At 60.0% G+C, this 25,432-nt stretch carries 25 protein-coding genes and 1 riboswitch; of the genes, 17 read left to right on the top strand and 8 right to left on the bottom strand.

What is annotated here, in order from left to right; translation table 11 throughout:
- Positions 1-30 precede the first annotated feature (30 nt).
- Positions 31-180: a hypothetical protein gene (locus ACX80D_RS09955; protein WP_459322505.1), complete on the bottom strand. Its 150-nt coding sequence runs from the start codon at positions 178-180 to the stop codon at positions 31-33.
- A gap of 454 nt (positions 181-634) precedes the next feature.
- Between ACX80D_RS09955 and ACX80D_RS09950 the strand changes: the two genes are divergently transcribed.
- The 6 genes from ACX80D_RS09950 to ACX80D_RS09925 all read left to right on the top strand — a co-directional run bounded on the left by ACX80D_RS09950 (position 635) and on the right by ACX80D_RS09925 (position 4,898).
- Positions 635-1,117 (top strand): hypothetical protein, encoded by a 483-nt coding sequence (locus ACX80D_RS09950; RefSeq protein WP_459322504.1) that lies wholly within the window; start codon positions 635-637, stop codon positions 1,115-1,117.
- A 273-nt stretch (positions 1,118-1,390) separates the two neighbouring features.
- Positions 1,391-1,624: a DUF305 domain-containing protein gene (locus tag ACX80D_RS09945; RefSeq protein WP_459322503.1), complete on the top strand. Its 234-nt coding sequence runs from the start codon at positions 1,391-1,393 to the stop codon at positions 1,622-1,624.
- A 103-nt stretch (positions 1,625-1,727) separates the two neighbouring features.
- Positions 1,728-2,612 carry a F510_1955 family glycosylhydrolase gene (locus tag ACX80D_RS09940; RefSeq protein WP_459322502.1) on the top strand — a complete coding sequence of 295 codons (885 nt, stop codon included), beginning with the start codon at positions 1,728-1,730 and terminating at the stop codon, positions 2,610-2,612.
- Positions 2,613-2,616: 4 nt separating this feature from the next.
- A complete protein-coding gene (locus ACX80D_RS09935) occupies positions 2,617-3,366 on the top strand; it encodes a cytochrome c biogenesis CcdA family protein (protein WP_459322501.1) in 750 nt (249 codons plus the stop codon).
- A gap of 45 nt (positions 3,367-3,411) precedes the next feature.
- On the top strand, positions 3,412-4,083 hold the full coding sequence (locus ACX80D_RS09930) for a vitamin K epoxide reductase family protein (protein WP_459322500.1): 672 nt from the start codon (positions 3,412-3,414) through the stop codon (positions 4,081-4,083).
- A 104-nt stretch (positions 4,084-4,187) separates the two neighbouring features.
- A complete protein-coding gene (locus tag ACX80D_RS09925) occupies positions 4,188-4,898 on the top strand; it encodes a DsbA family protein (protein ID WP_459322499.1) in 711 nt (236 codons plus the stop codon).
- Positions 4,899-5,126: 228 nt separating this feature from the next.
- Here ACX80D_RS09925 and ACX80D_RS09920 read toward each other — a convergent pair whose 3' ends face one another.
- Complete coding sequence (locus ACX80D_RS09920) at positions 5,127-5,918, bottom strand: M23 family metallopeptidase (protein ID WP_459322498.1); 792 nt, start codon at positions 5,916-5,918, stop codon at positions 5,127-5,129.
- A 5-nt stretch (positions 5,919-5,923) separates the two neighbouring features.
- Positions 5,924-6,092: riboswitch (cyclic di-AMP (ydaO/yuaA leader) on the bottom strand.
- A gap of 426 nt (positions 6,093-6,518) precedes the next feature.
- On the opposite strand from ACX80D_RS09920, the gene ACX80D_RS09915 reads away from it, so the two are divergent.
- Positions 6,519-6,983, top strand: a complete 465-nt coding sequence (locus ACX80D_RS09915) for a hypothetical protein (protein ID WP_459322497.1) — start codon at positions 6,519-6,521, stop codon at positions 6,981-6,983.
- An 87-nt stretch (positions 6,984-7,070) separates the two neighbouring features.
- On the opposite strand, the gene ACX80D_RS09910 is transcribed toward ACX80D_RS09915, so the two are convergent.
- From ACX80D_RS09910 to ACX80D_RS09895, 4 genes are all read right to left on the bottom strand, one after another.
- Positions 7,071-7,691, bottom strand: coding sequence for a copper resistance CopC family protein (locus tag ACX80D_RS09910; protein WP_459322496.1), 621 nt, complete (start codon positions 7,689-7,691; stop codon positions 7,071-7,073).
- An 856-nt stretch (positions 7,692-8,547) separates the two neighbouring features.
- Positions 8,548-9,015, bottom strand: a complete 468-nt coding sequence (locus ACX80D_RS09905; protein WP_459322495.1) for a DsbA family protein — start codon at positions 9,013-9,015, stop codon at positions 8,548-8,550.
- The gene (locus ACX80D_RS09900; protein ID WP_459322494.1) at positions 8,922-9,833 is read right to left on the bottom strand and encodes a cation diffusion facilitator family transporter; all 912 of its coding nucleotides are present in this window, start codon (positions 9,831-9,833) and stop codon (positions 8,922-8,924) included. The genes ACX80D_RS09905 and ACX80D_RS09900 overlap by 94 nt, the downstream gene beginning before the upstream one ends.
- An 81-nt stretch (positions 9,834-9,914) precedes the next feature.
- Positions 9,915-11,963, bottom strand: coding sequence for a cytochrome c oxidase assembly protein (locus ACX80D_RS09895; RefSeq protein ID WP_459322493.1), 2,049 nt, complete (start codon positions 11,961-11,963; stop codon positions 9,915-9,917).
- Between the two features lie 220 nt (positions 11,964-12,183).
- On the opposite strand from ACX80D_RS09895, the gene ACX80D_RS09890 reads away from it, so the two are divergent.
- The 4 genes from ACX80D_RS09890 (at position 12,184) to ACX80D_RS09875 (ending at position 16,058) form a co-directional block, all read left to right on the top strand.
- Positions 12,184-12,609, top strand: a complete 426-nt coding sequence (locus ACX80D_RS09890; protein ID WP_459322492.1) for an ArsR/SmtB family transcription factor — start codon at positions 12,184-12,186, stop codon at positions 12,607-12,609.
- 51 nt (positions 12,610-12,660) lie between these two features.
- Entirely contained in the window at positions 12,661-13,641 is a 981-nt protein-coding gene (locus ACX80D_RS09885; RefSeq protein ID WP_459322491.1) for a cytochrome c oxidase assembly protein, read from the top strand.
- Between the two features lie 87 nt (positions 13,642-13,728).
- Entirely contained in the window at positions 13,729-14,088 is a 360-nt protein-coding gene (gene cmtR / locus ACX80D_RS09880; protein ID WP_459322490.1) for a Cd(II)/Pb(II)-sensing metalloregulatory transcriptional regulator CmtR, read from the top strand.
- Positions 14,085-16,058, top strand: coding sequence for a heavy metal translocating P-type ATPase (locus ACX80D_RS09875; RefSeq protein WP_459322489.1), 1,974 nt, complete (start codon positions 14,085-14,087; stop codon positions 16,056-16,058). The genes cmtR and ACX80D_RS09875 overlap by 4 nt, the downstream gene beginning before the upstream one ends.
- A gap of 145 nt (positions 16,059-16,203) precedes the next feature.
- Here the strand turns inward: ACX80D_RS09875 and ACX80D_RS09870 are convergent, their stop codons facing one another.
- On the bottom strand, positions 16,204-16,371 hold the full coding sequence (locus tag ACX80D_RS09870) for a hypothetical protein (RefSeq protein WP_459322488.1): 168 nt from the start codon (positions 16,369-16,371) through the stop codon (positions 16,204-16,206).
- A gap of 161 nt (positions 16,372-16,532) precedes the next feature.
- Here ACX80D_RS09870 and ACX80D_RS09865 point away from each other — a divergent pair, with 161 nt between their 5' ends.
- Complete coding sequence (locus tag ACX80D_RS09865; RefSeq protein WP_459322487.1) at positions 16,533-16,766, top strand: GDCCVxC domain-containing (seleno)protein; 234 nt, start codon at positions 16,533-16,535, stop codon at positions 16,764-16,766.
- A 230-nt stretch (positions 16,767-16,996) separates the two neighbouring features.
- On the opposite strand, the gene ACX80D_RS09860 is transcribed toward ACX80D_RS09865, so the two are convergent.
- The gene (locus tag ACX80D_RS09860) at positions 16,997-17,992 is read right to left on the bottom strand and encodes an arsenic resistance protein (protein ID WP_459322486.1); all 996 of its coding nucleotides are present in this window, start codon (positions 17,990-17,992) and stop codon (positions 16,997-16,999) included.
- 864 nt (positions 17,993-18,856) lie between these two features.
- On the opposite strand from ACX80D_RS09860, the gene ACX80D_RS09855 reads away from it, so the two are divergent.
- The 5 genes from ACX80D_RS09855 to ACX80D_RS09835 are packed head-to-tail and all read left to right on the top strand — an operon-like array spanning position 18,857 to position 25,431.
- A complete protein-coding gene (locus ACX80D_RS09855) occupies positions 18,857-19,147 on the top strand; it encodes a hypothetical protein (protein ID WP_104111952.1) in 291 nt (96 codons plus the stop codon).
- A gap of 9 nt (positions 19,148-19,156) precedes the next feature.
- A complete protein-coding gene (locus ACX80D_RS09850; RefSeq protein WP_459322485.1) occupies positions 19,157-20,695 on the top strand; it encodes a TrbL/VirB6 family protein in 1,539 nt (512 codons plus the stop codon).
- The gene (locus ACX80D_RS09845; protein WP_459322484.1) at positions 20,688-22,154 is read left to right on the top strand and encodes an SCO6880 family protein; all 1,467 of its coding nucleotides are present in this window, start codon (positions 20,688-20,690) and stop codon (positions 22,152-22,154) included. The genes ACX80D_RS09850 and ACX80D_RS09845 overlap by 8 nt, the downstream gene beginning before the upstream one ends.
- Entirely contained in the window at positions 22,151-23,611 is a 1,461-nt protein-coding gene (locus ACX80D_RS09840; RefSeq protein WP_146073273.1) for an ATP-binding protein, read from the top strand. Before ACX80D_RS09845 ends, ACX80D_RS09840 begins: the two co-directional genes overlap by 4 nt.
- The gene (locus tag ACX80D_RS09835; protein WP_459322483.1) at positions 23,611-25,431 is read left to right on the top strand and encodes a type IV secretory system conjugative DNA transfer family protein; all 1,821 of its coding nucleotides are present in this window, start codon (positions 23,611-23,613) and stop codon (positions 25,429-25,431) included. Before ACX80D_RS09840 ends, ACX80D_RS09835 begins: the two co-directional genes overlap by 1 nt.
- Position 25,432: the final 1 nt, after the last annotated feature.

Here is a 25,432-nt window from a genome sequence, read left to right as displayed (position 1 = left end):
GGCGCGGGCAGAAAGGGCCGGAACTCTCTACTATGCGGCGTCGCCCACGTACGAACCGAGCATCCGCTTGCCAGTGCTGGAAAATTGCAGGACCTGCACGGCGAGAGACTGCTCTGGGTGGGGCAAGCCCACGCTGACCAAGGCACCGCCACGGGTCAGCAGGACCAGACATGTCTCCATAACCGCGGCTGGGCCAATGTCTGGTTATCCGGCGAAACAGCGGCAGGGCGGAAAACGAAATATCCATTCCTGCCACGTCAACATCACAAAAGCGGTTCTGCCGGCGTGTACCGCCGCGTGCAAGGCATGCGCTGATGAACGTTACCGGCACGCGAACATGCACGAACACTGCCGGGTCTGCGCTGAAGCATGCCGACGCCGCGAAACCGTTTACAACGAACTCCCGCCAAGCCTGTAACAAATAAATACCGAGCGAACATCCTCGCAGACTTGGAGCCATGCCAGGCACTCTTCGCGGCCACGTCCCAAGGTAATGGCCCATCACGGGAATCATGGACGGTGCAGTCAGGATGCTAGACCAAGAGTGCCCTGACTACTTTTGCAGCATTCACCCAGTCTGCACCAGTAGACTGCACAGGAACATAACCGCTCCCACTGGCAGAAAGGACCCGCGATGCGCCTTCATCATGAACTGCTCGCAATGCGGCCCTCCCTGCGCTGGAGCAGACTGGTCGTCATTGTTCTCGCCCTCGTTGGAGGGATATTGGGCATGCACATGATCGGCAGCATGTCAGTCGGGCCCATGATCCCGCCCAACATAGTCAGCGCGGGTGCGACCCCCGGCGTGATGGTCCAGTCCACGTCCGCCACACCCTATGACGGATTTACCTATGGCACTACCGATGGTGTCTCCGCACCGAATGCCACCGAGTACGGGATGCTCTGCGGCTGCTCCTCGGCGGACTGTCCAGCTTCCATGGACATGCATCAGGGGTGTGTGCCCCTGATTGGATCAACCGTGGGAAGCATTCCCCTACCAGGTACCCTTGCACATCTTGCCCTTGGGGCGATCTACCGTGCTGCACCAGGATACAAGTCGGCGGATCGCAGTCCTGATCCGCCATCCTTGACTCAGCTTTCTATTAACAGAACGTAAACCTAAGAATCGACCGGTGGAACTCACTGGTCCTCATTGATGCGCCCTCGACAACGAGGGCACCTGCGACATGTTGAAAAGCTTAGGAAAAGGGGACCGTTCATTTTGAAAAAAATCATTAACCATGGCAGTCACTGTCGTTGCCGTCATGCTCGTCAAGACCGGGATTGATCCACAGATCATTGCACTTGCGCAGGAAATCAGAGCAGCCCAGGACCCGGACAATGTGAAGATGACCGCCTTGGCTGGACGGCGGGGGGACATTCCTCCAAGATGTCCGGAACCCACTCCATGGACTTGGATAAACTCAACGCCACACAGGGTGCAGCGGCCAGCAAACTGTTCCTGACTCAGATGATTGCCCACCACGAAGGCGCTGTCGAGATGGCTGAAACAGAAACCACTGACGGCAAGAACGCTGACCCTGTCGCCCTGGCCAAGAAGAGCATTGTTGCTTCCCACGAAACCGAAATCAATCACATGAAGGACTTGCTCACCTCCTTGTAGTACCCAGGCAAGCCCACTCACGCCGGCGGTCCTCACCGCCTGTGGACCGCCGGCGACCTCCTTTCTTCAGTTCGTCTTTCGTCCTCATTTTTTGGAGTACCCCTTGAAACACCGCCCCATCCTTGCTCGCGCCCGCAACCCCTTTGCCGCTATGCTTCTGTCGCTGCCCCTGCTCTTGGTGGGATGCTCAACTGCAACCCCGCCGACCAGTTCCGCCCCCAACACAGCTGAGGGTTTCGGCCATATCCATGGCATGAGCGTGGACCCGACCACCACCAAGATCCTGCTGGCCACCCACGACGGGCTCTATGACACCACGGCGAATGCCCCTGTCAAGGTTAGCGAGACCACCATCGATCTGATGGGCTTCACTGCCGCAGCAGAACCGGGTACCTTCTACGCCTCCGGTCACCCCGGCCCTGGTTCATCCCTGCCCAATCCGGTAGGGCTCATACAATCCACGGATTCCGGAAAAACGTGGCAGGCGGTCTCCAGGGCTGGCCAGTCCGACTTCCACACACTGACCATCAGCGGTGAGGCACTGGTGGGTTTCGATGGTCAGCTGCGCACCAGCACCGACGGAATCACCTGGACCACCTCAGCAACGACGTTCACTCCCACCGTGCTGGCAGGCAGCCCGGCTTCCACGGTGGTATTGGCCACCACCCAAGACGGCCTACAGCGCTCCACCGATAGTGGAACTACGTGGCAATCTGTACCGAAAAGCCCGAATATTCAGTTTGTTGCTATTGCCACTCCCAGAGAAAAGGCCCCCACCAATGCGGTCGGTGTCGCCACGGACGGCAGCGTCTTCCTCTCCACCGATACTGGACTAACGTGGGCCGCCACAGGAACAGTCACTGGCCAGATCGAGGCCATCACCGCAGTGGAGGGCAGCACCGGGAAACCCACCATTTGGGTCTCTACTCCCACCGGTGTCCAAGTCTCGACCGACAGCGGGAAAACCTTCCGCCCGGTCAGTTCGTAACCCGATGAACATCGGAGAGTTCTTCGCCACCACGGTAACCTCGGGCGCCCTGCTTATCGCGATACCACTAGCCTTGATCGCTGGCATCGTTTCGTTCATGTCGCCTTGCATTCTGCCGCTCGTGCCCGGCTATCTCGGCTACGTTTCCGGCCTAACTGACCCCAACCAACCAAAAAACCGACGACGTGTACTGGCAGGGGTTGGACTGTTCATCCTTGGATTCGGAGCCGTATTCACGCTCTACGGCGCCGCGTTCGGAATGATGGGCTCGTGGCTCCTCCGCTGGCAAGACCCGCTGATGCGCGTGCTGGGTCTTGTCGTGATTGTTATGGGTTTGGTTATGTTGGGGAAATTCTCCTGGCTTCAGCAAGACCGCAAACTTGCCATAACCCGTCGCACCGGATTGGGCGGAGCGCCACTGCTGGGTATTGTCTTTGGCCTTGGCTGGACACCTTGCATGGGACCCACCCTCAGCGCCGTCTTAGCATTGAGCGTTACTTCTGGCAGCACCTGGCGAGGCGCCCTGTTGGCCTTTGTCTATTGCCTTGGTTTGGGCATACCTTTCCTGCTCGTCGCCCTTGGGCTGGGGTGGGTATCCACCATCTTGGGCTTCGTCCGCCGACACATTCGCATCGTCAACATCGCTGGCGCCAGCATGCTGATCCTTCTCGGTGCCCTCATGGTCACCGGCCTCTGGATGCAATGGATCTACCAACTGCAAAACCTCGCCGGCACTTTCCTGACACCAGTATGAACACCATCCCCATCAGATAAATCGACCTGAAAGACTCCTGCTCCCATGACTACCAACCCCGCTCCTACCGGGAAGATGAACTTCGGCGACGAACCCGCAGCGGGTCCGCCACAACAGTCCGATCTTTCAGGACTGGTTCGCAACAAACCGTTCGGCTGGTTACTTCTCATCACCGGAGCCATCGGCTGGCTTGCCTCTTGGGCCTTGGTTCTGGAAAAACTCGAAGTTCTCAATGACCCGGGCTACGAAACAGTCTGTGACATCAACCCGTGGATTTCGTGCGGAAAGGTCATGCAGACGTGGCAAAGTTCCATCTTTGGCTTCCCCAACATGTTCATAGGAATCGTTGCCTTCGCCATCATCATCACCACCGGAATGGCACTGATCTCCGGAGCAGTATTCGCACGCTGGTACTGGATAGGACTGCAGATCGGAGTAACCCTCGGCTTTGCCTTCGCCACATGGCTATGGTCCCAAGCCCTGTACTCCATCCACGTCCTGTGTCCCTTGTGCATGGTCGTCTGGGCAGTCATGATTCCCCTGTTCATTTGGCTCACTATCCGCAACATCATGCAGGGAGCCATCAAGGTCCCCGCCCAGGTGGCACGATTCGTCGGTCCCGCTGGGTGGCTCCTCGTCGCCGTAATCTACTTGGGCGTGGCCGCCAGTATATTCTTCGCTTTCTCTCACGTATTTCTGAACACCCCAACGCTATAAAGCTTCAATCGAAAAGTCGGACAATACGGAGATAGAGGGCTCGAACCCTTTACCTACGGCAGTGAATCCGCCAACCACCACAATCAAGAAAGCAGTCAACCACAATGTCACAGAAGTCCAATAAAACGCCCCCCTCTGCCATCGACGGAGCCAAGAAAGCCCGAATAGTTCTATGGATCATCTTGGGGACGATCGTCGCAGCCGCACTCATCTGGTACGCAGTCCTCACAACAATCCAGCCTGCCCCCAGCTCTGCCCCGGACGCGACCCCGCAGCCTTCCGCCGACGTGCAGCTCGTCCGCGAGGACAGCCACAAACTCACGACACCTGCCACAGAGAAGGCTCAGCTCGTGGAATTCCTCGATTTCGAATGTGAAGCCTGCGGTGCCATGTATCCCGTAGTAGAGGAAATGAAGAAGGAATTCGGGGACCGGGTAACCTTCATCAACCGCTACTTCCCGCTACCCGGGCACCGAAACTCCGGCACCGCCGCTTTGGCGGTTGAGGCCGCCGCGCAACAGGGCAAGTATGAGCAGATGTACAACAAGATGTTCCAGACACAGAAACAGTGGGGAGAGCAGCAAGAAACCAGGGCACCCCTGTTCAGGACGTTCGCGCAGGAACTGGAGTTGGACATGGCCGCCTACGATGTCGCGGTCTCGGATGAGAAGACGAAAGACAGAATCCGTAAAGACATCGCCGATGGTAAAGCCCTCGGCGTGACAGGCACACCGACCTTCTTCCTCAACGGCGAAATACTCGAACTCACCAGTGAAGCAGATTTCCGCCAACAACTCACCGAAGCAGCACAATAGGCGCCCGCTCGCCACGACAGCGCTTACCTACCTCGACGGCGCTGGCAGGCTGGGTATATCTTCCATGATCTGAGCCGCATAAGGCTCACCCTGCCCTCGTTCCAGGACGGCTACACTTTTGGGGCCATGCCAGGGGCGGTCCGTCCATGGGCTGGCCACGCGAAAACTGGTCGTACCGCTCCGGACCGGTCACAGTCCGGAGCGGGGTGATGCCACCCCGGGGCCGTTTTACAAGAAAGGATCCGGGTTGACGGTTTGACCGTTGAGCATGACTTCAAAATGGAGATGGCAACCGGTGGAGTTCCCCGTTGTACCAGCCCCGGCCACCTCGTTTCCCTGAGTGATTTGCTGTCCGACGCTAAGTCCGATGCCAGCGAGGTGGTTGTAGGTGGTTTGGATCCCGTTGCCGTGGTCGATGACAATGCGGTTTCCTCCCCCGTAGGGGCTCCATCCAGCTTCTGTGACTGTTCCGGAACCGGCCGCGAAGACCGGGGTATTGCATGTGGCTGCCAAGTCCAAGCCGGTATGCAGCTCTCCGCTGGCGCCCGAGAGTGGATTGGACCGATATCCGAAGGGGGAGTTAACGCTCATGGCCGCCAGCGGCGGGCGCAAAGTCGCTGACGAAGTCTCCGGCGTCGTCGCCACTGGGGCCGGCCGTGCAGCTTGCAGCGGGCTGGCCTGGGTTTGGGCGGGAGACTCCGGCGGTGCCGGTTTGCTGGTGATGGCTGGCGTATCGAAACTGATGGCCGCGTCCTTATTGGCAGTCACCTGCGGGATCTCTTTCGCCGCTACGGCTGTGGCTGATTTTAAAGTGTCGGGGGTGTGGGCAACGCCAGCGTGAGCGGCCGTCAGAGTGACAGCCACGATGAATCCGGAGGCGGCGACGGCGCTAAACCGTCGCCCGAGACGGCCAGGCTTCGACACGGAGATGGGAGGCCTGGACCAGTGGTGTCCCAGATTTCGGGGAGGCGGGGCGGGCGTTTGGGCACGGCGGCGGCCGTGTTGGCTATGGGACTGCATGGTGGTAATCCTCTCGCGCCGATGAAGTTAGCTGTCGGATTCGGGCGAGAGATCAGCCCGGCACACCTAAGGACCGGACGCTTTCACGGTGGTCGGTTCAGTGTGCTTCACCCCAAGGTACGCAAGCGCACCGCTGGTGGGTCCTCCACCCCCGCCTAGGAGCTAATTGAACGTGGACCGCCGGCGGGGTTTGGCGAAACGGCACACGGGCATATCAATTCAGATAAGCCTTGTTTGGTGAGTTACTGCCGCTGCGTCGGTTACAGAAACACGGTACGGATGGAAGCTGGCTGTCCCTGGAGATGGTCAGGGCTGCACCATCGTTTCCGCATCGTGCGTATAAACCTCGGATTGAGCGATCCGACGGCGGTAGTATGAACATATGCTCATATGTCTTATATTTTCGCTTAGTAATCTGGGCGGAGCCTGTGAGGGGCAAATGAGCACAGAGCAATGCGTTGACCGTGCGTAGATCACTTGATTCAACAAGTGTTTTCTCTGCCCTGGCATCAGCGCCGGCCAACGTGGATCTACCCAACGTCGCCCTGAAGACGATTACGCTCTACAGCTCTCTCCAGCGCCACTCTCCCGTAAGGATTCATGAACGATTCAGCCCCAGACCCCAACGCAATGCCAGCTCCGGCCACCCTTAGTGGGGAGGACGTCGGCGGAGCCAAAATGCCTCTGGGCGTCCGCCGGCTTTTACTCATCGGAGGATTCTGCATTCCTGTGGGCTTCATCGCCACAGCCTATTTCTTTGGAGCCCAGCTGTTGCTTGCAGCGGGGATCGCGGCAGTGGCAGTGGCCTTCTCTTATCAGGGCGGCCATCGCTGGTTCGCGGCGTGGTCGCGGTTCACAGCCTTCAGTGGAGCAGCCTGGTTGTTGGTCACTGTCCTCTATTGGCTCGCCATCATCTCAGCCGAATCATCGGGCTCCCGTACCTCTTTGCCGACCATTCTCTTCGGTGTCGGTGTGGGTGCCTTCGTTGTTATGGCCGTTAGCGTCCTTGGAGGTTGTGTTTCTCGATATCTCAATAGCCGTCGCACGGCGGACGTGCGCGAATAAACGGCCGATCCCTGAGAGTTTGCCCGGGAATCGGCCGTTCACCGTTAACGTCCGAAGGACGTGTTTGAGAACGCCAATGGGCCTGCTCTAGGACGCCTCGGTTTTACGCAAGTTTCGACGAACGATGATCAACGTTACAAGTGCGGCAGCCAGGATGGCGGCCGGTATGCCGATGGCCAACACCAAAGTCCCAGCGTTGGATGCTGCCGGTTCTTCGGCGGCAGTTCCAGCTCCGGTAGTGGCCGTAGGGCTCCCCTCGGCCGCAGCTTCGGTTGGTGCTTCGGTTGGCGCTTTCGTGACCGCCGTAATCTGTTTCGGGTCTTCTACAGTGAAAGCGTAGTTCCCCTCAATGGGATGCCCATCTGAGGAAACTGCACGCCACAGCACCTTGTATTGTCCATTGCTTCCCGGAGTAATGGCGGTGGAGAGTGTGGGGCCCTGGATGGTGACATTGCCGTCGCTGACGGTCTTTCCTTCTCCGTCGGTGACGGTGATGATACTGAGTTTCAAACTGTCGGAATCGGCCGGGGGATTGGACAGTGTCAGGGAGACTGAGCTGGGAGCGACGGCGACTGTGGCATCGCTGGCTGGCACGGTGGACTCGAGAGCGTCATGGGCAAGTGCGGGGGCGGCTGCGAAAGCCGGAATGAGCATGGCCGCTGCCAAGGCCAGACGGAGGCGGTAGCGTCGAATGGGGCGTGTTTTCATCGTGTATTTCTGCAATTCTGTTGTGTGGTTCACTGGATGATTTGTCAGGCTAGTGCCAAGGCGTTCCCCGCGTTCCCCGCGTGCTCCTCGTGGCCGGACGTCGTAGCACCCACGTACAAGGAAACGTCCAGGAATCATGGTTGCCGCTACGGAGGGCCGGGCAGGCTACGCGGGCAGACGCGCTCTCCAGAGAGGGGGACCACGCATAGAAGGTTTGCCGAGATACCTCCATCGCCGTGCGAATGCGCCGTATTGTTGAGGCAGGGCGCGGAAAGCTGGAGCAACTGAAAAAACTTCTGGGACCACAATCAGCGGACAAAGCCAGCGTGCAAGCGCCCAAAGCGCCGCCTCGCCCCACGCCAAGACCAGTGCAGCGACGATGGTCCCAGCGGTGTGCAAGGTCATCATAAGTGGCGAATCCGCGGCCGTGAGGTGCTCATGCGGGACCGTTGCGATTGCCGTCCTCACGATGGCGTGATGTGCCCCATTTTCGAACGAGACATCGCGGTCCCGAGAAAGTGCGGAGAACGCATAATGCAGGAAAGTCTGGCCCGCGGCCAGGTACACCACGAGCACCGGGACAGTCATTTTCCTACCTGCCAGGAGAACCGCGGAGAGGAAGACGACACAGGACAAAGCAGCCAGAATTGCTGGTGAGGGCAGCTCGCCTCCTGCCATCAGGTGCGCTGCTGCAGGCAATCCCAGGACTGCTATAGCAATAATCGCTGCCCGGGGAAAACGAAACGGTGCGCCAGCTGGAGACATGGGGAACTATTCCTTTCCGGGCGGTGCGGTTTCCAACCATCGAGAAATACCGCAGTGGGGTGGTCGTGTGAGCTATCGGGGCGAGCGGGGCCTATTGTGCTGCTTCGGTGAGTTGTTGGCGGAAATCTGCTTCACTGGTGAGTTCGAGTATTTCGCCGTTGAGGAAGAAGGTCGGTGTGCCTGTCACGCCGAGGGCTTTACCATCGGCGATGTCTTTACGGATTCTGTCTTTCGCCTTCTCATCCGCGACCGCGACATCGTAGGCGACCATGTCCAACTCCAGTTCCTGCGCGAACGTCCTGAACAGGGGTGCCCTGGTTTCTTGCTGCTCTCCCCACTGTGCCTGTGTCTGGAACATCTTGTTGTACATCTGCTCATACTTGCCCTGTTGCGCGGCGGCCTCAACCAATCCGACTGTCTTGGATGTGTCTGCGGGAGTAGTTGAGGTCGAGGGCCTCGTTGTCGTCAGTGATGGATATTTTCTTGGTCTCGGTGGGTTGAGGATTCTATTTGAAACGTTGAGTGTTCGATGCTGATCTCGAAATGTTCGGCAACGCATTGCTGCAGATCAGTCAGAAGGGTTTCGGCATGACCGTTGGTCATGCAGGAGTCCTCAACAATGACGTGTGCGGAGAGCACCGGCGTACCGGAGGCCACCAAGGTTGCATGCAGGTCATGGACATCAAGGACGTGGGGAAGGGCAAGCATGTGCTCACGCACGCTCATAAGGTCAAGACCTTTGGGGACGCTTTCCATCAGGACATTGATGGTGTCCCGGAGCAGTTTCACTGTCCGCGGGATGATCAAGGCCCCGATCAGCAACGACACGACGGCGTCTGCCTGAAGCCACCCGGTGGTTGCAATGACAATGGCGGCCACAATGACCGCCACGGATCCCAACGCGTCGTTGAGGACCTCCAGGAAAGCGGCTTTCATGTTGAAGTTGTGGTTGCGTCCCGAAGAAAGAATGACAAGGCTGACAACGTTACCGATGAGGCCGATGACGCCGAACCAAATCATCATTGACTCCCCCACCTCTGGCGGTTCGAAGAGTCTGCGGATGCCTTCGATGATGACGAATCCCCCGACGGCCAAAAGCAGCGAGGCCTGTCCGGCAGCGGCAATGATCTCGGCGCGTTTATAGCCCCAAGTGCGGGTTGAGGTTGTTGGTTTTAGCGCCAAGGACGCCGCGATCAACGCTATCAAGAGTCCTGTTGAGTCTGTAAACATGTGCCCGGCATCGGCCAGCAGGGCCAGGCTTCCGGTCAGAATGGATCCGAAGATTTCTGCAATCATGACGGTGAAGGTGATGGCAAAGACAAGTATGAGTCTGCCTCGCTGGCTGGTGCCTGCCACTCCGTGATCGTGACCGCTCATGAGTTCATCTCCAAGTCGATAGGGGAAGTCGTTGAGTTGTGGAAGCCATAGTGGTTAAGTGCTTGGCGCGTCCAAACTTGTTCACTGGGGAGCATGTGACTTCTTCCTCAGGTGCGGCCCAGCATATGGTTCTCTCGGCGCATGATCTGAATTGTGTTTGCGTTCTTTTCCGGGACCCGAACGTGACTTTTGGATGGATATGAGAAGGATGATCGTGAGGACTGCTCCTGCACTTACTACCCACTGGATGACTCCTGCTGCTTGTTGATCTGCCAGGGGGGCCAGGCCCCAGGTTCTTCCCAGGCTCTGAAACCATTCCGGCTCCCTAAGGGTTCTGGAGTAGCCAAGAACGGCCCCCATCACTCCTTGGGTCGCCATCACTGCTACAAGCAGGACGACGCGCGCCCGGTAAGATGCCATCGGCCAGGGGTTTGGGCGAGTGCCGAGCATGGACTGGACGAATAAACATCCGACAGCTACGAAATAGGCGTTCATCAGCTCATGGCCCGCATGTTGCCGGAGGGCAAAACCGAAAGCATCGGAATAGTAAAAGAACACCAGTGACCCGACCATGACCGCTGAAGCGACCGCGGGATGCGTCGCACGTGTCCACGCCCGGGATTGGGTGACTGTCGCGATCCATTCATGAGACCCCATCGAGCCGTCCGTCCGGGGTTCTAAAGCCCTCAGGGCCAGAGTCAGCGGGGACCCAAGGACGAGAAGCACCGGGACAATCATCGTTAGCGCCAGGTGGTCGAGCACGTGGGCGCTGAACAGGACACGACCATAGACGGCGGGTCCGCCGGAAGTGAAGAACACCATCAGTCCCAGACCCGCCAGCCATGACAGGCTTCGAGCCCATGACCAGCTGCCACCGCGGAGCCGATGGACGCGGATGGCACGCAGATACAGGTAGGCTGCAGCGATGGTCACGGCAATCCACAGCCAATCGGGCCTCCATACCGTGATCCAGGTCTCGACGGTCAGATCCGGCGGCAGCAAATATCCGGTGAGAACTTCGGCCGGGCTCAACGCCGGGCTGATGTCCTCCCCGCCAGGTGGAGGTGTGCGGCTCAATCCTGCAGCGAGGCCGCTGACGACTCCCATGATCAGCAATTCCACAAGCACGAGGCGCCAGAACAGAGGCTGGGTCCGGCCTTGGTTCTTCGATGAAGCCAGAGCGGGAATAATCCACTTCCGGTGCAGGAATCCAACAAAACCCAAGAAGACCGTGGCCGCGGTTTTGAGCAGCAGGATAACCCCGTAGGCAGATGCAAGCCCAGCAGGGACATCGATCCGGATGAGAGCATTGATAATTCCGGAGGCGACAACTATCACAAAAGCGAAGCCTGCCACGGTGGAGTATCGCATCACGACGCGGGCGGTGTCTTTTCCCAAGGCAGATCCGGCAACCATCAAGGCAAGCAGTCCGCCAAACCACAAAGTCACTCCCAGTAAGTGCAAGCCCAGCGAGTTGACGGCTTGCTCATGGTCGCTGCCGCCGGCAGCATGACCTATCAGGATCATTGGCACCAAGCCCATCAGGGCAAGACCTGCCGTACCTGCCAGAGCAGCCCCTGAACGGACCCCGAATGTCAGCGTGGACACCAGCGCTGCAATGATCACCACCCACAACCAGGCGGTTCCGGTGGGGATGTCCGTGACATAAGAAGCGAGCTTGGAGACAAAATCGCTGCTGGCAGAGAGCGGGACTCCTGCAATGTTGGCAAAACTGAAGATCAGTACTGCCAAGGCAGAGAACGTCCACAGCAGGCTAGAGGCCGTGGCAAGGATCATGACCCGAGTGAATGCGGGATGCTCTTCTCCGGTGGCTGTCAGAGCCGCCACCGGATTCCTCTTCCTCGTTCCTTGTTTGGCGGGGGGAACGACGAAGGCTGCGAATATCAAGGCGCCGATGGTCGAGGCGACAGCAATATTTTGCACCGTCGTTGCGACCCCATATCCCCACCGGACAAAGGCTCCTGGGTCACGCATCAGGGCCGGAAGACCCTGCCGCCCGACAGCGGTCGCGACCACAACGGCGCACACGGCAAGGGTGACCACAGCAGCCAGCCACCACAATCTCGGAGCTGCGCCCCTAATGAGCGGTGCAGACACTTTCAACGCCATTCATGTTCCTCAATCTAGACCTACCCGGGGACCAACAGGATCGAGCAGGCAGTACCAGCGATCACCAGCACGTCATAAGAATATATGTAGAGTTGTTCAGACAATATTATTGAAGGGCGGCATTGGCACGAATATATGCTTCCTTCAGTCGGGATAGTAGGTTTCGGGAAATTGCTTAAAGTAAATGCGAACCATTAGCAGGAGAGGGTACTCTTGGTGAATGACCGGAATGCCAGACCAAGCAGGGGACTCGATGACGGGCGTGAGCAGCGGATGTTCCGTCAGACTGGTGGACGGTGGCAAGGTCGCACTGGTCAAGTCCCAAATGCCCAGGGACGTCGATGTGGTGGAGCTTGCAGCCATCTTCGGTCTCCTCTCCGATCCAGGGCGGGTACGGATACTCACCACGCTCCTCTCCGGAGAAATGTGCGTGTGCGATGTAGCGGCAACAACTGGACTCAGCGAATCAGGCGTCTCCCACGCGCTTCGCCTATTAAGGGCCTCCCGGGTGGTGGAGGTCCGTCGCTCCGGACGAATGGCGTACTACTCCTTGGCCGATTCCCATGTCAGCATCCTGTTGGAGCTCGGTTTGAAGCATGTCGGACATACCGCTCAGCAGCGGTTGGCAGTCGTGGATCACAGCTAGCCTCGCAGGCTCTCCAGGCTAGGCTTCGGGCGCTTGAGGGGCGGCACGGCGATGTCTGACTTTTATATTGAAGGTCCTGTTTGGTTGCCCACCTTGGCACCATCCATGGTCCAATATCTTGCGCCAAACTTGCAGCCCATACCGCTGATTCCGGTGTTGGCGCTGCTGGCAGCAGTCTTCTATCTTGCTGGGGCAATAAGTCTCTGGAAGCAAGGGAGGGCCTGGTCGCCGGTTCGCACCATCTCATTCCTGAGCGGTTGTTTGGTCGTGATGGTCGTCATGGGTGCCGGTATCGAAGGCTATGGCCTCGGCATGTTTTCGATTTTCATGTTCCAACAGCTCACCCTCATGATGGCCGTTCCGCCTCTCTTGGTCCTGGGCTCGCCAGGGACATTGCTGCTGCGGGCGACCCCTCATAGAGGACCGGGTCTGCCGGTCCTGCGCGTGGCAATCTGGGGCTTGCGGTCCCGCTGGGGGCGTCTGGCCATCCATCCTGCTTTCATGGTCCCCCTTTTCCTCTTTAGTTTCTATGGCGTCTATTTCTCCGGAATAGCTGACCGGCTTTTGCCCACTTGGTATGGGCACGTTGGTCTGGAATTAGCGTTCCTCTTCGCCGGAATTCTGTTTACCATCCCGCTACTTTCTGCTGACCCCCTGCCCAAGAGACAGACCCATTTCGGTCGGATGATCGACGTTTTCGCCGAAATGCCGCTGCACGCCTTCTTTGGCGTCGTTGTCATGATGTCCACCAAACCCATGGTCAGCTTCTTCTCGACCTCACCAGCTTCGTGGGAGGTCGACGCTATGGCAGACCAAGCCGTGGCCGGCGGCTTGGCATGGGCCTACGGGGAATTGCCCTCAGTGCTGATGCTCTTGTATATTCTCGTGAGATGGCAGCGCGACGAAGCCCGGGGCTGGGTCAAGGCCGAAAAGAAACTAGCAACGGAGGGCACCCCGGACTTGGATGCATACAACGACTACCTCATCCAGTTGTCAGCTCAGCCAGAACCAAAGAGATCCACTTTTTCCTAGCCGGCCCCACACATGGATCGCTCTGGACCTCATCAAGGGACCATGCGCCGGTAGATTAATGGTCAGTCATAGCTGTATAGTCACTCTATGCTGACCATTACTTCCCGACTCGACGTGATGAACCGTATCGGCCGCGCAATGGCCGACCCTACCCGTTCACGTATTCTCATGACCCTGCTGGAACGGCCCGGCTACCCGGCCGAGCTTGCCCACGAGTTGGGACTGACCCGCTCGAATGTTTCCAACCACCTGGCCTGCCTGCGGGATTGCGGCATCGTGGTGGGGGAAGTCGAGGGCCGCCAGACCCGCTATGAAATCACCGACCCCCATTTGGCCCGCGCTCTGACCTCGTTGATCGAGGTGACGCTGGCGGTCGATGAGAACGCCGAATGCTTGGACCACGGCTGCCCTGTACCCGGATGCTGCGATAACGAGGCAACGGCATGAGTGCCTCCTGTTGCGCGCATGATGAGCCTGTAGAGCAGCACACCGAATCGGAGGAGAGCGCGCCGTGGTGGCGCGATCGCGGGGTCGTGATTCCGGTCGCTTCCGGTGTCGCGTTTATTGCCGGGCTGATGAGCCAGTGGGGCGGGGCTGAGGTGCCGGCGCTCATGCTGTTCTGGGCCGGTCTGCTGCTTGGAGCCGCGACATTCGTGCCCGGAGCAATCCGCGGACTGGCCAAGGGAAAGCTTGGCATCGGTCTGCTGATGACCATGAGTGCCACGGGGGCCGTCATCCTCGGATATGTAGAAGAAGCCGCCGCCCTGGCGTTCCTCTACTCGATCGCCGAGGCCCTGGAAGACAAGGCCATGGACCGTGCGCGCAACGGCCTTCGGGCCCTGCTGAAGCTTGTTCCCGAGACCGCCACCGTGCTTAGCAACGGCCAAGCCACCTCGATCCAGGCCGCTGAGCTGTCCGTCGGCCAGATATTGCTCATCAAGCCCGGGGAACGGATCGCTACCGACGGCTTCGTCCGCAATGGACGCAGCACTCTGGACACCTCGGCGATCACCGGTGAATCCATCCCCGTCGACGTCGAGACGGGCGATGCGGTATCCGCCGGCGCGATCAACAACTCCGGGGTCCTGGAGGTCCAGGCCACCGCGGCGGGCACCGACAACTCCCTGACCACGATCGTGACGCTGGTCGAACAGGCACAGGCCGAAAAGGGCGAACGCGCCCGACTGGCCGACCGCATCGCCCGACCCCTGGTCCCCGGCGTGCTGATCCTCGCCGCACTCGTCGGACTGCTCGGCTCATTGCTGGGAGACCCGGAAACATGGATCATCCGCGCCCTGGTCGTCCTGGTCGCCGCCTCCCCGTGTGCCCTCGCCATCGCCGTGCCCATCACCGTTGTCTCCGCGATCGGATCTGCCAGCAAGTTCGGCGTCATCATCAAAAGCGGTGCCGCCTTCGAACGCTTCGGCTCAATCCGCCACCTCGCCGTCGACAAGACCGGCACGCTGACCCGCAACCAACCCACCGTCACCGAGGTGATCACCGTCGGCGGAACCAGCAAGCACCAGGTACTGGCGTGGGCGGCCGCTCTGGAACAACACAGCACCCACCCGCTGGCTGCCGCCATCACCCAAGCAGCCCCCGGGATGGCGCCCGCCACCGGCATCACCGAAGAAGCCGGGCACGGCATCCACGGCACCATCGACGGGGCCACCGTCGGGGTCGGCAGCCCGCGCCGGTTTGACGCTGGGGAACTCACCGAGGCGGTGAACCGTCTGGAAACTCTGGGCATGACTGCAGTCATCGTCCACCGGAACGGCGTTGCTGTCGGAGTCATCGGGGTGCGTGACGAACTGCGTCCCGAGGTCCCCGAAGTTGTGAACACCCTCGCCGCCAGGGGCCTCGGTGTCACCATGCTGACCGGAGACAACGAACGCACCGCCAACGCCCTCGCGTCCCAGGCCGGCATCCAAGACGTCCGCGCCCAGCTTCGTCCCGAAGACAAGGCGAAAGCCATCAACGAACTCAATGCGGCCCGGCCCACGGCCATGATCGGGGACGGCATCAACGACGCCCCGGCCCTGGCTGCCGCAGATATTGGGATTGCTATGGGGGCCACCGGGTCCGATGCGGCGATCGAGTCCGCCGACATCGCTTTCACCGGCCACGACCTGCGCCTGATCCCGCAAGCCATCGCCCACGCCCGGCGGGGCAGGAAAATCATGAACCAAAACATCGTGCTCTCGCTGCTGATTATCGCTATCCTCCCGCCCCTGGCCCTCACCGGCACGCTCGGCCTGGCAGCCGTCGTCCTGATCCACGAGGTCGCGGAGGTCATCGTGATCCTCAACGGCCTTCGCGCCGCCCGCACCAAGACACACCAGACGCCCCGGCCAGAGATCCGCACAACGAATCCGCAAGCCTCCACGCTCAGCGACCACCCAGCCCCCGCCTCCTAGCCTGCCCGGCCCGCCGGGTCGCAGCCCACGGAACAGAACACCACATGAGCACCACCGAACCATCAGCCGGCCGCGCCTTGAAAAACCCAAGATCGTTGTCTGGGCCCTGCTGGCCGTCGTTGTTGTCGCGGCCATCATTGGCTACCTAATCTCCCAGGGAAACTCCACGGCGGCGGACTCCGAGGCCACCGCCGCCCCCGGCGCCGCCGCCACCCAACAACAGGTCGTGCGGGAGAACAGCCAGGTGCTCTCTCAGGAACTGCGCGCCGACTACTCGGAAAACGTCACCTTCGTCCACTGGTACTTCCCGCACCACAGGTCCTGGCCAGGTTCGCCGCCGAGTGGGCGGGCACCCTCGTGGCCGTCGCCTACGTCATGGTCGCAGGGTCGGTCTTTCTGCGATGCCTGCCCGCTTTCACCGGCTGACCGGTCACCCAAGCATCCGGGGACGTCAGCCGCATTTTCTACAAACCTATGGAGTGCCGAACGATGTCCATCGAATTAAACTCCGTTGTGTCGTGCCCGTCGTGCGGCGTAGCCACCGCCGTTCAGATGCCGACCGACGCATGCCAGTTTTTCTGGGTATGCCCCGGCTGCGAGGAACGTCTACGCCCAGCGGTGGGGGAGTGCTGCGTCTTCTGCTCATATGGGACGGTTCTCTGCCCACCCAAACAGCAGGAGCGGGGGACGGCGGCAAACAAAGCATGAAACCGTTACCCGTGAGAACTGTCAATCAAATCCAGTGCCAGACCACTTTCGTGAAATCGGGGTAGTGAATCCGGTTGCATCAGCTTGAGCGTCTGTAAGGATGAGGGGACGAAAATCCTTTGAAACTCAAACTCCTCCGTTCGTTCGAAGGTGCCTACAGAGGAACCTTGGAAGCCGGACCGTCCGCGCGAATGTGACTTGTTTGGCGGCAGTGGCCCGGATGTGCGAACTCAGGAGGGTTGGTGGCCGAATTCGGTGGGAATGATTCGGGGCAGAAACCTGACGTAGAGGATCATGCCGATGAGTTCGATGAGGGTCTGGGTGACCACGACCAGTGCGGCCAGTGCCAGGGGTTCGGGCAGTGCCAGTGCCAGGGGGAGCACGACCAGTGAATTGCGGGTCGCACCGCTAAATACGACGGCACGCGTGGCGGCGACATCGAGGCGTGCCGGTTTGGCCGCCAGCATTCCCAGCGGCACCATCACCAGCAGGAACGCGGCATAGAGCGGCACCACCACTAATAGCGAGCCCAGTTCCTGCCCGACTCCGGTGATCTGCGAACCGACGACCACCGCCAGGGTCGCCATCATGAGTGGAACCATCAATGCCTGCATGACTGCCATGATGATCCTGCCCGCCGCTGCCCTGCGTGCCAACGCCTGGGTGAGCGCCGCCGCAGCCAAGGGAATGAGGATCAGGACAACCAGGGCCTCGACGAAAGGTGCCGGGTCGATCACCGACACCACGTCTGGGCCGACGAAAAACAGCAGGTAGAGGGGCAACAACAGCATCTGCAGCAGCATCAAGACAGGTGCGGCGGCCAGCAGCCGGTCGCTGGCCCCACCGGCCAGCCCGGTGAACACAATGACGTAGTCGATGCACGGGGTCAAAAGCACCAGTAGGACCCCGAGGAGCAGCGCCTGGTCCCCGGCAATGAAACGCGTCAGGCCAAAGACCACCAGGGGAACAACCACGAAATTCAGCACCAACACGGTGCCCATGAACCGCCAGTCCTTGGCGGCCTTCCCGATAGAGGCAAAGGGAATGCCCAGGAACGTCGCGAAGAGCAGCAGCCCCAGGACGGGGTTGATGGAATGTTCCAAGGCTCCGGCCGAACCGGGTGCCAGGAATCCGACAGCACCACCGATCAGGATCGCCACAAGGTACAGGCCGATCTGATGGCGTTCCATCCGTGCAATGAGGTTCCGGGTATTCACCCTGTCCATGCTAGGCGAGGCGGTCCGCCACCGATGTATCGGTATCACGCTCCCGCCCGGATATTGGAAGCGATCATGAAAGGGCACCGAAAATGATCGATAGTAAGAAAATGGCAGCGACCATACCGCAGATGTCACAACGGGAGACCGGGGCATCACCGGGAGCTCCCGTTTTCGGTTACCCGTCGCCCAACGGACATCGTCCCAATCCATACCCACCGGACTTCAGGCCCTCCGCCATGCCACATAAAGATCTAAAACCGGCCATATACCACTGCTATTCACACGTCCTGTTAGGGGCCTGGCCGGAATGACATCTCAAAGTGTCCCGTTAGCCTGTCGGTATACGGGGCGCACCCTGCCCTGACCTGCTGGTTAAGAGATTTCGACATTCACCGGAAAGTCGACCGTCTCGTAACAACCGTCCGGAGGCCTGACCGCGGGCGTGAAACGGCACACTGTCTCGATGCCCAGGACATAAGATTCTTCTTCTAATGCACCCTCTGCAGATCCAAGGATTGGAGCGCCCTTCTGACTGCCGAGGGTGCAGCGGCGCTTCCTTACTCGGTGAGCGACCCGTGGTTAGTGGTTCGCCATGCGACAGACGATGCCTTAGCCGAAAGAATGAGGTCGAACAACAACGCTGGCTGATGCCAACTGGTGTTGAGTTTCGAATGTCCTCAGAGATCCAAACTGAAAGCTAGTTGGCGTGTTTCGGCCCCCATTACTGTGCGACGCCGCGGTGGACGAAGCTTTCCATCACTGTCGGCAAATCAATGGACATCCGCGGTCATGGGGATTTCCCTCCTCGTAACCATGATGCAAGTGAACATAGCGTCCACGCCCGTGGACAACCATCGAATGGAGTTCACAATGTTGTATCTGGCAGCGGTGGATCCCGGGATCACCCCGAACACCAACTTCCCATTCCTCGAGTCCCTCAAAGAAATCGGCGGCGGAATCCTCGTCGGTGCGTTTATCGTGATCGCCATCGTGGCGATCATTGGTGCCGCCATGCTTTTGGCTGGCAAGCTCAGCCAGTCCTCGCGTCTGGCGTCCGGCGGCGGCATGATCTTGCTCTGGACAGGTCCCGTCGCGGCCATTCTGGGTGGCATTAACGGCTACATTCTGTGGTCGCAGAACGCCTTCAACCTAGGATTCTAGGACCTTGCCATGTTGCCCATGGTTGAGTGCAGTGCTGGTGGCTGGTGGCCGCCCGGCTGCGGCATTGTTTCCCAAGCCAACGATGATTTCGCTTCGTCCGTCACGTCCTATGTTGCCGGGATTTTGGAAAGTATGGCCTCATGGATGTGGTCGTTCATCTCCGGAGCCTTCGGTGTCTCAGACATAGATGCATCGGAATGGGGCATTGTCAGTGGACTAACCAACTGGTGGATTGTGGTGATGATGACCCCATTGGTGGTGGTCATGATCGTGCAGCTGATTGCCGGTTTGGTCAGCCAACAACCACGCCGCATCGGCCGGGCACTGCTTGGTGGAGCGCTGGCGGTCCCGCTGGTGTTCTTGGCAACGAGCTTGATGAGCAAACTCTCCAGTTTCACTGACTCGGCCTCAACCGCACTTTTGGAGACTCTCGGTAAGGACCCATACCTGGTGTTTATGCGATTGTTTGGGTTCCAGCGGGCACCGGCAAGTTCGGGGCGCGAATGGGACATAGTGTCGCTCAGTTCTGGAACCACGGGTGGGCTTGGTGGCGCCGTGGTTGTCACTGCCATCGCTGTACTTGTCGTCTGGATTCTCGCATTTATCCTCATGTGCTCAATGATCTTCCGGTCGTTTGCCTTGATTGTCTTGGCGGCGGTCGCGCCGGTGGCCATCATGCTTCTGCCTTGGGAGCGGACAAAGTCGTGGACCAGAATTTGGTGCGAAACCGTGGTCGCGTTGTTGATTGCCAAACCACTCGCGGCCACTGTGCTGGCCGTAGCGGTCAAGCTCTTCGCCGACTCGACCTCGTTTAGCGGTCTTGCTTCTGGTGCTGTTGGCATGGTTCTGGCGTGTGGCGCGCCCTTGATGGCGCTGAAGCTTGTCAGTTTTGCTGGCGGAGAAATTGCAGGTGCCGCCCAAATGGCCGGCGGTGGACACGTCTTCAGCCGAGCCGGGAACTTCACCGGCCGCCAACTCGGCCGGCAATTTGGCGGCAAAATGCATTTGCCTGGAGTAGGGAGCAAAGGACCGAGGCCCGTTGCGTCCAGTACTCCTTCGATTCCATTGCATCAAAAGGCTGCGACGCTTGGCGGCCAACCGTGGACTGCGAGCTCGAAGCCCTCACCGACATCGTCCGGAGCCACACCCGGTCAGCATCGTCCGTCAGCTAAGGCGTGGCCCATGCCACCGGGGCCGGCTGCAAAAGGTGGAGGTGGTGACACTGGCAAGTGGCCTGAGTCACCAGAGGCAACAGGCCCATCGCACGCTATGCCCGCAGCCACGGGCAGGGCGCCGACGACTTCCCGCTACCCGGGGAAAAGTCAGAGTGATATAGGGAAGCTTGGCAGCAAGCCACAGTCTGACCCGACGCCTGTCCCGATGCCAAACACGGCGGCGCCGCCAGTGAACCACCCTCGCCCGGCACCAACTCCCGGGCCGAAGCCACAACCACCAAGTTCGACGCCGGTAAGCAGTCCTCGCCCGGTCGATCAAAGTAAGCGGCCACCAAGCAACACTTATCGAAATGGAGATGAAGGCCATGACTGAAGAAACTCGGGTATTGCAACCTGTCCGCTTCCCTCGGCATGAACGGCATGGCTTGTTTATGGGTTTGCAGTGGTACCAGTTGTCACTGCTCGCGGCAGGAATGTTGATAGCGGCGATTGCCTCTGCGCTGGGTGGCCCGCTCGTCCTCATTCTCACAGCGCCGATCTGGCTGGGAATGATGTTGTTTGGTGTGCTGCACTATGGGCGCATTCCTTATCCGGTGTGGGCTTACACCGCGTCGGTTTTCTTCTTGCGTGCGGTCATCAAGGAGACCCGTTTCCTAGCCAGTACTGAGCAGCCAAGTCGCGTGGGAACCGTGGCCTTGCCAGGCGGCTTGGGCAGTCTGGAACTTTGTGCCACAGCGGCGGGCGAAGGGTTTATCGTTGACAGACAGGGGCATGAAGCCATGGTGTCTCTGCGGTGCACCACCACGTCGTTTGCGCTGATGGACAGCGACGACAAGGCCTATGCTGTTCAATCCTGGTCACGGGTGCAGGCCGCCATGGCCAGTAGACCAGCCGTGGCCCGGATCGCGATTCAGGACTACACGGTCCCTTACCCCTCGAGTGCTTTGCGGGCCTACTATCAGCGTGCGGTTCCGCCTGAACGCATTGCCGATGCGCAGTGGGGCGACAGATCGTATCTGGATTTGATTGATGCAGCGGGCGCTTCCATGAGTCATGAGATCATCTTGACCATTGTGCTGGACACGGCCAGGGCCAGACGGCGGATCAAGGATGCCGGGGGAGCGCTGGGCGGTCTGGAACACGTGCTGCGTTCGGAGGTCGAGGCCTTCACCACTGGGCTGAAGACCCACGGTGTGATTGTGACGGAGTGGCTCTCGGATGCGGCCGTGACAGCAGTTGTCCGTGGTTCCTTCGACCCTGCTGCCGTGGCGAGGTGGGCTGCTGCGACAGGTACTGGGAAGGGAATCGAGCGTGTGTCGCCGGGGCCCATGGCCGCTGAGGAGCATTGGACCTATCTGCGCACTGATTCCGGCTTCCATCAAACGTTTTGGGTCGCGGAATGGCCCCGGCAGCAGGTCTATCCAGGGTTCCTGCAGCCGCTGATCTACGTTGGTGAGTTCCGGCACGCCATCACACAAGTCATCCGGGCGGTTCCCACGGATCAGGCACTGCGGGATATCCGTTCGGCTCAGGAGGCCCATGACACTCGCCGTCGCATCAACGCTCGTCTGGATCGTCCGTTGACCCGGGAACAGCGGGCTGAGGAGGAGGAAGTGGCCCAACGCGAGGATGAAATCGTGGCTGGTCATGGGGATGTTCGCCCGGCCGCCTATGTAACTGTCACAGCGGACACGCTGGATGCGCTGTCGCGCTGCCGGCAGGAACTTGAATCTGCCGCCGCTGGTTCCTTTGTGGAGTTGAGGTTGATGGCTGGGCAGCAGTGGGCGGCGTTTATTGCGGGGGCGTTGCCCTTGGGAAGGGGATTGAAATGAGTAAGCATGTGGCAGCGGTCAGTATTGCTCCTGCAGGTGAGAACCGTGCAGCTCGGCAAGTACGACGTCGGAACGAGCGTTCCGTGACAATGGAACCAAAGCTGTCCTTGCGTGAGCTACGGGAACAGCGAGCAGCCGAGAATGCTGGCCGCGGTGTTATGCCGGATTGGGGAAAGCGGGGCGGGGTTTCCCTGTGGGGGCCGCACCGCGTGCATCCCGCCCCGCATCGGGCTTCGACGATGACCATGGCAGCGGCCTATCCGTTCCTGACGGAATCCGGTCTCGGCTCTGAAGGGACGTACATCGGGACGGACCTGTTTGGTTCGGGAGCGTTTTGCTATGACCCGTGGGTCATGTACGACAAGGGCTTCATCAGTGGTCCCTCCATTGTCGTTATTGGCACCGTCGGCACGGGGAAGTCCATGTGTGGCAAGTCCCTGGTGACGCGTTCCATCACCCTGGGCCGGAAAGCTGCGGTGGCATCTGATCCCAAGGGTGAGTGGGTGCCGGTTGCCAATGCCATCCCGGGTGGCAAAGTCATTTCTGTAGGGCCCGGCCGGCCCACGAGAGTCAATCCTCTCGACGCGGGGCCGCGATCCTCTGCATTGACTGATTCGCAGTGGCTGGCAGTGGTACGGCAACGCCGTCGCCATCTGCTCGTGGCTCTGGTTTCACTCATGCGACCAGGTATCCCGTTGAGTCCGGTGGAACATACGGCCCTGGATATGGCGTTGACGGATGCCGTTGCAGCCAACAGCACCCCGACACTACCCATGGTGCTGGAATACCTGCTCAACCCAACCCCAGCGACAGCCGCACTGGTCGGACCCAACGGTGGGACCGGCGTCGGACATTCGCTGCGGAGAACAGTGTCAGGGGACCTAGAAGGCATGTTTGATGCACCTTCAACCGTAGCCTTCGACGCCGATGCCCCAATTATGGTCATGGACACTTCCGCCTTGATTGGGGCCTCTGAACAGGCGCTGTCCTTGGCGGCTGCGTGCGGTGCGACGTGGTTGGAGGCCGCCGTGACGAATCCTGACGGAGCCAAACGGATCGTGGTCTATGACGAGGGTTGGCGGATGCTCGCGGACCCCTACATGCTCGCCAAGATGAGCGAACAATGGCGCCTGGCCCGCGGCTACGGGATCTCGAACCTGCTCATCATGCACAAAGTGGCCGATCTGAACGAGATTGGCGACAGCACCAGCGGCCTGCGGCAAAAAGCACTTGGCCTGCTCACCGAGGCCGACACCAGGGTCATATATCGGCAAAAGCACGACGCCATGCGGCTGACCAAAGAAGCATTGGGGCTGACCGAAGCCGAGTGCGAGCACGTGGAGAACCTGCCTAAGGGTGTGGGGCTGTGGAAGGTCGGGAATCGGTCGTTCATTGTCGCCAACGAAGTCACCACGGACGAGCTGGCCGTGTTTGGCACCGATGAGAGGATGCTCTGATGCCGCGGCGATTGGATGACGGTAATCCGTTGGTTTCCATTGGGTTGATCGCGACCTCCATATACGTGGTCCTTGGTCTGTTGATCCAAGTAGCCGCGCATCTGGCGTATTCCGCGAGCTGCGGCACCTCGGCACCTTGGGATTTTAGCCCGGCAGCGCTTCCCGGACTCCTGACCGGACACATGGGTTGGATACTGCCGGCTACGGGGTCTTGCAGCATCGGCGCCGGACAGCTGTGGCTGCTCATTGCCCCCGTCATTGTAGTCGTCGTGTTGGCTACGCTGGCGGGTGTTCTGGGACTGCGCACCTGGCGCCAATCAGGTGCATGGCTCCGTCAAGACATTCTTAGCCGCGACGGCGTCGCACGGCGGGCGGAGATCGCCCGTGAGTTTGGTGCCAAGGCAGCCTTGAAGCGTGGGCGGTACACGCATCCCGGAGTGAAAGACCCCAAAGTGGAGGAAGTCTCCTGGACCATCGGCAAATCCCGCGGCGTCACCGTTCACGTATCCACCGAAGAATCCCTCGTCATTCAAGGTGCCCCGCGTTCCGGCAAAGGCCTTTACATCGTCATCAACGCCATCCTCGACGCCCCCGGCGCCGTCGTCACCACCTCGACCCGGGCCGACAACCTCGTTGTCACCATGAGAGCCCGCGCCACCAACGGACGCCCCGTCACAGTCTTCGACCCGCAGGGGATGTCCGGGCTGCCCTCAACACTGCGCTGGTCGCCGGTCCGTGGCTGTCAAGACCCCGACGTCGCCAGCCGACGAGCACTTGTCATCTCAGCAGACAGTGCACTCAAAGGTGAGAACGTCGCCTGGCAAAAGCGCTCGCAGATAGTGCTGCAATGTTTGCTGCACGCAGCGGCGCTGTCCGGGGACGGTGTGTCGGCTTTTCGCCGCTGGGCCTCAAACCCAGTCCTTGCGAGGGAGGCGCTGGCAGTACTTGACAGGCCGGAGGCTGCGCTCGGTTGGCAGGCAGATCTAATGGGCATCATCGACGATGACCCACGCAACACCTCCAACTCATGGATCGGTGTGACGGCCGCAGCCGCCCCGTTGTCCTCGCCGAAAGTACTCGCGGCTCTGGACCCGAAAGGGAGCAGCGAACAATTCGACCCGAAGGCCTTCATTGAACAACGGGGCACCCTGTACTTGATAGGAACCAAGAGTGGAGCGGCCGCAGCAGGGCCCTACCTGTCGGCGCTGATTGACGACATTGACTATGCCGCCCGGGAAATGGCCTTCGTGGTGGCCGGTGGTCGGCTGGACCCACCGCTGTCACTGATCCTGGATGAGATCGCCAATCTCTCGCCCTGGCCAGGCCTGCCGGTGGCGCTCTCTGATGGAGGCGGCATCGGCATCTCAACTCTTGTAGTTTTGCAGTCCCTGTCCCAAGCTCGGTCCGGATGGTCCATGGATGAAGCAGCGACCATCTGGGATGCGGCGATCATCAAGGTCATCTTCGGAGGCGGCTCTGACGAACGCGACCTCCGGGCACTGGCCGGTCTGATCGGGGAACGTACAACGACTTTCAATACGCGCTCCTGGTCGGCGCAGGGGCGTCAAGACGGCGAGCAAATCCGAGAGTCGCCCGTTATCCCGCTGCACGAGATCCGGAGGCTGCCAGCAGGGACGGCCATCATGCTGGGCCGCCGAAGCAGGCCCATACTGCTGGACTTGCGCGAATGGCACAAACGCAAGGACGCGGCAGAACTCGGTCGCTCCAAGGAACAAACCGAACTCGAATTGCTGACCGGGCACCTCAAACGACAAAGCGACCAGCAAGCGGTCACGGCCGCAGAACAACAGGAGGCATGAC

The organism is Arthrobacter sp. Sr24, assembly GCF_054511175.1.
Note: the sequence above shows the minus strand (reverse complement) of the source record. Positions and strands in the feature narration are given on the sequence as shown.

What these genes read in the sequence shown, in the direction of transcription:
- ACX80D_RS09955 (WP_459322505.1), bottom strand. Translation starts at nt 180, where the DNA reads ATGGAGACATGTCTGGTCCTGCTGACCCGTGGCGGTGCCTTGGTCAGC.
- ACX80D_RS09855 (WP_104111952.1), top strand. Translation starts at nt 18,857, where the DNA reads ATGTTGTATCTGGCAGCGGTGGATCCCGGGATCACCCCGAACACCAAC.
- ACX80D_RS09935 (WP_459322501.1), top strand. Translation starts at nt 2,617, where the DNA reads ATGAACATCGGAGAGTTCTTCGCCACCACGGTAACCTCGGGCGCCCTG.
- ACX80D_RS09915 (WP_459322497.1), top strand. Translation starts at nt 6,519, where the DNA reads ATGAACGATTCAGCCCCAGACCCCAACGCAATGCCAGCTCCGGCCACC.
- ACX80D_RS09860 (WP_459322486.1), bottom strand. Translation starts at nt 17,992, where the DNA reads ATGGACAGGGTGAATACCCGGAACCTCATTGCACGGATGGAACGCCAT.
- ACX80D_RS09850 (WP_459322485.1), top strand. Translation starts at nt 19,157, where the DNA reads ATGTTGCCCATGGTTGAGTGCAGTGCTGGTGGCTGGTGGCCGCCCGGC.
- ACX80D_RS09925 (WP_459322499.1), top strand. Translation starts at nt 4,188, where the DNA reads ATGTCACAGAAGTCCAATAAAACGCCCCCCTCTGCCATCGACGGAGCC.
- ACX80D_RS09920 (WP_459322498.1), bottom strand. Translation starts at nt 5,918, where the DNA reads ATGCAGTCCCATAGCCAACACGGCCGCCGCCGTGCCCAAACGCCCGCC.
- ACX80D_RS09845 (WP_459322484.1), top strand. Translation starts at nt 20,688, where the DNA reads ATGACTGAAGAAACTCGGGTATTGCAACCTGTCCGCTTCCCTCGGCAT.
- ACX80D_RS09885 (WP_459322491.1), top strand. Translation starts at nt 12,661, where the DNA reads ATGTCTGACTTTTATATTGAAGGTCCTGTTTGGTTGCCCACCTTGGCA.
- ACX80D_RS09945 (WP_459322503.1), top strand. Translation starts at nt 1,391, where the DNA reads ATGTCCGGAACCCACTCCATGGACTTGGATAAACTCAACGCCACACAG.
- ACX80D_RS09865 (WP_459322487.1), top strand. Translation starts at nt 16,533, where the DNA reads ATGGAGTGCCGAACGATGTCCATCGAATTAAACTCCGTTGTGTCGTGC.
- ACX80D_RS09930 (WP_459322500.1), top strand. Translation starts at nt 3,412, where the DNA reads ATGACTACCAACCCCGCTCCTACCGGGAAGATGAACTTCGGCGACGAA.
- ACX80D_RS09890 (WP_459322492.1), top strand. Translation starts at nt 12,184, where the DNA reads ATGACCGGAATGCCAGACCAAGCAGGGGACTCGATGACGGGCGTGAGC.
- cmtR (WP_459322490.1), top strand. Translation starts at nt 13,729, where the DNA reads ATGCTGACCATTACTTCCCGACTCGACGTGATGAACCGTATCGGCCGC.
- ACX80D_RS09950 (WP_459322504.1), top strand. Translation starts at nt 635, where the DNA reads ATGCGCCTTCATCATGAACTGCTCGCAATGCGGCCCTCCCTGCGCTGG.
- ACX80D_RS09840 (WP_146073273.1), top strand. Translation starts at nt 22,151, where the DNA reads ATGAGTAAGCATGTGGCAGCGGTCAGTATTGCTCCTGCAGGTGAGAAC.
- ACX80D_RS09835 (WP_459322483.1), top strand. Translation starts at nt 23,611, where the DNA reads ATGCCGCGGCGATTGGATGACGGTAATCCGTTGGTTTCCATTGGGTTG.
- ACX80D_RS09900 (WP_459322494.1), bottom strand. Translation starts at nt 9,833, where the DNA reads ATGAGCGGTCACGATCACGGAGTGGCAGGCACCAGCCAGCGAGGCAGA.
- ACX80D_RS09875 (WP_459322489.1), top strand. Translation starts at nt 14,085, where the DNA reads ATGAGTGCCTCCTGTTGCGCGCATGATGAGCCTGTAGAGCAGCACACC.
- ACX80D_RS09910 (WP_459322496.1), bottom strand. Translation starts at nt 7,691, where the DNA reads ATGAAAACACGCCCCATTCGACGCTACCGCCTCCGTCTGGCCTTGGCA.
- ACX80D_RS09895 (WP_459322493.1), bottom strand. Translation starts at nt 11,963, where the DNA reads ATGGCGTTGAAAGTGTCTGCACCGCTCATTAGGGGCGCAGCTCCGAGA.
- ACX80D_RS09905 (WP_459322495.1), bottom strand. Translation starts at nt 9,015, where the DNA reads ATGCGTTGCCGAACATTTCGAGATCAGCATCGAACACTCAACGTTTCA.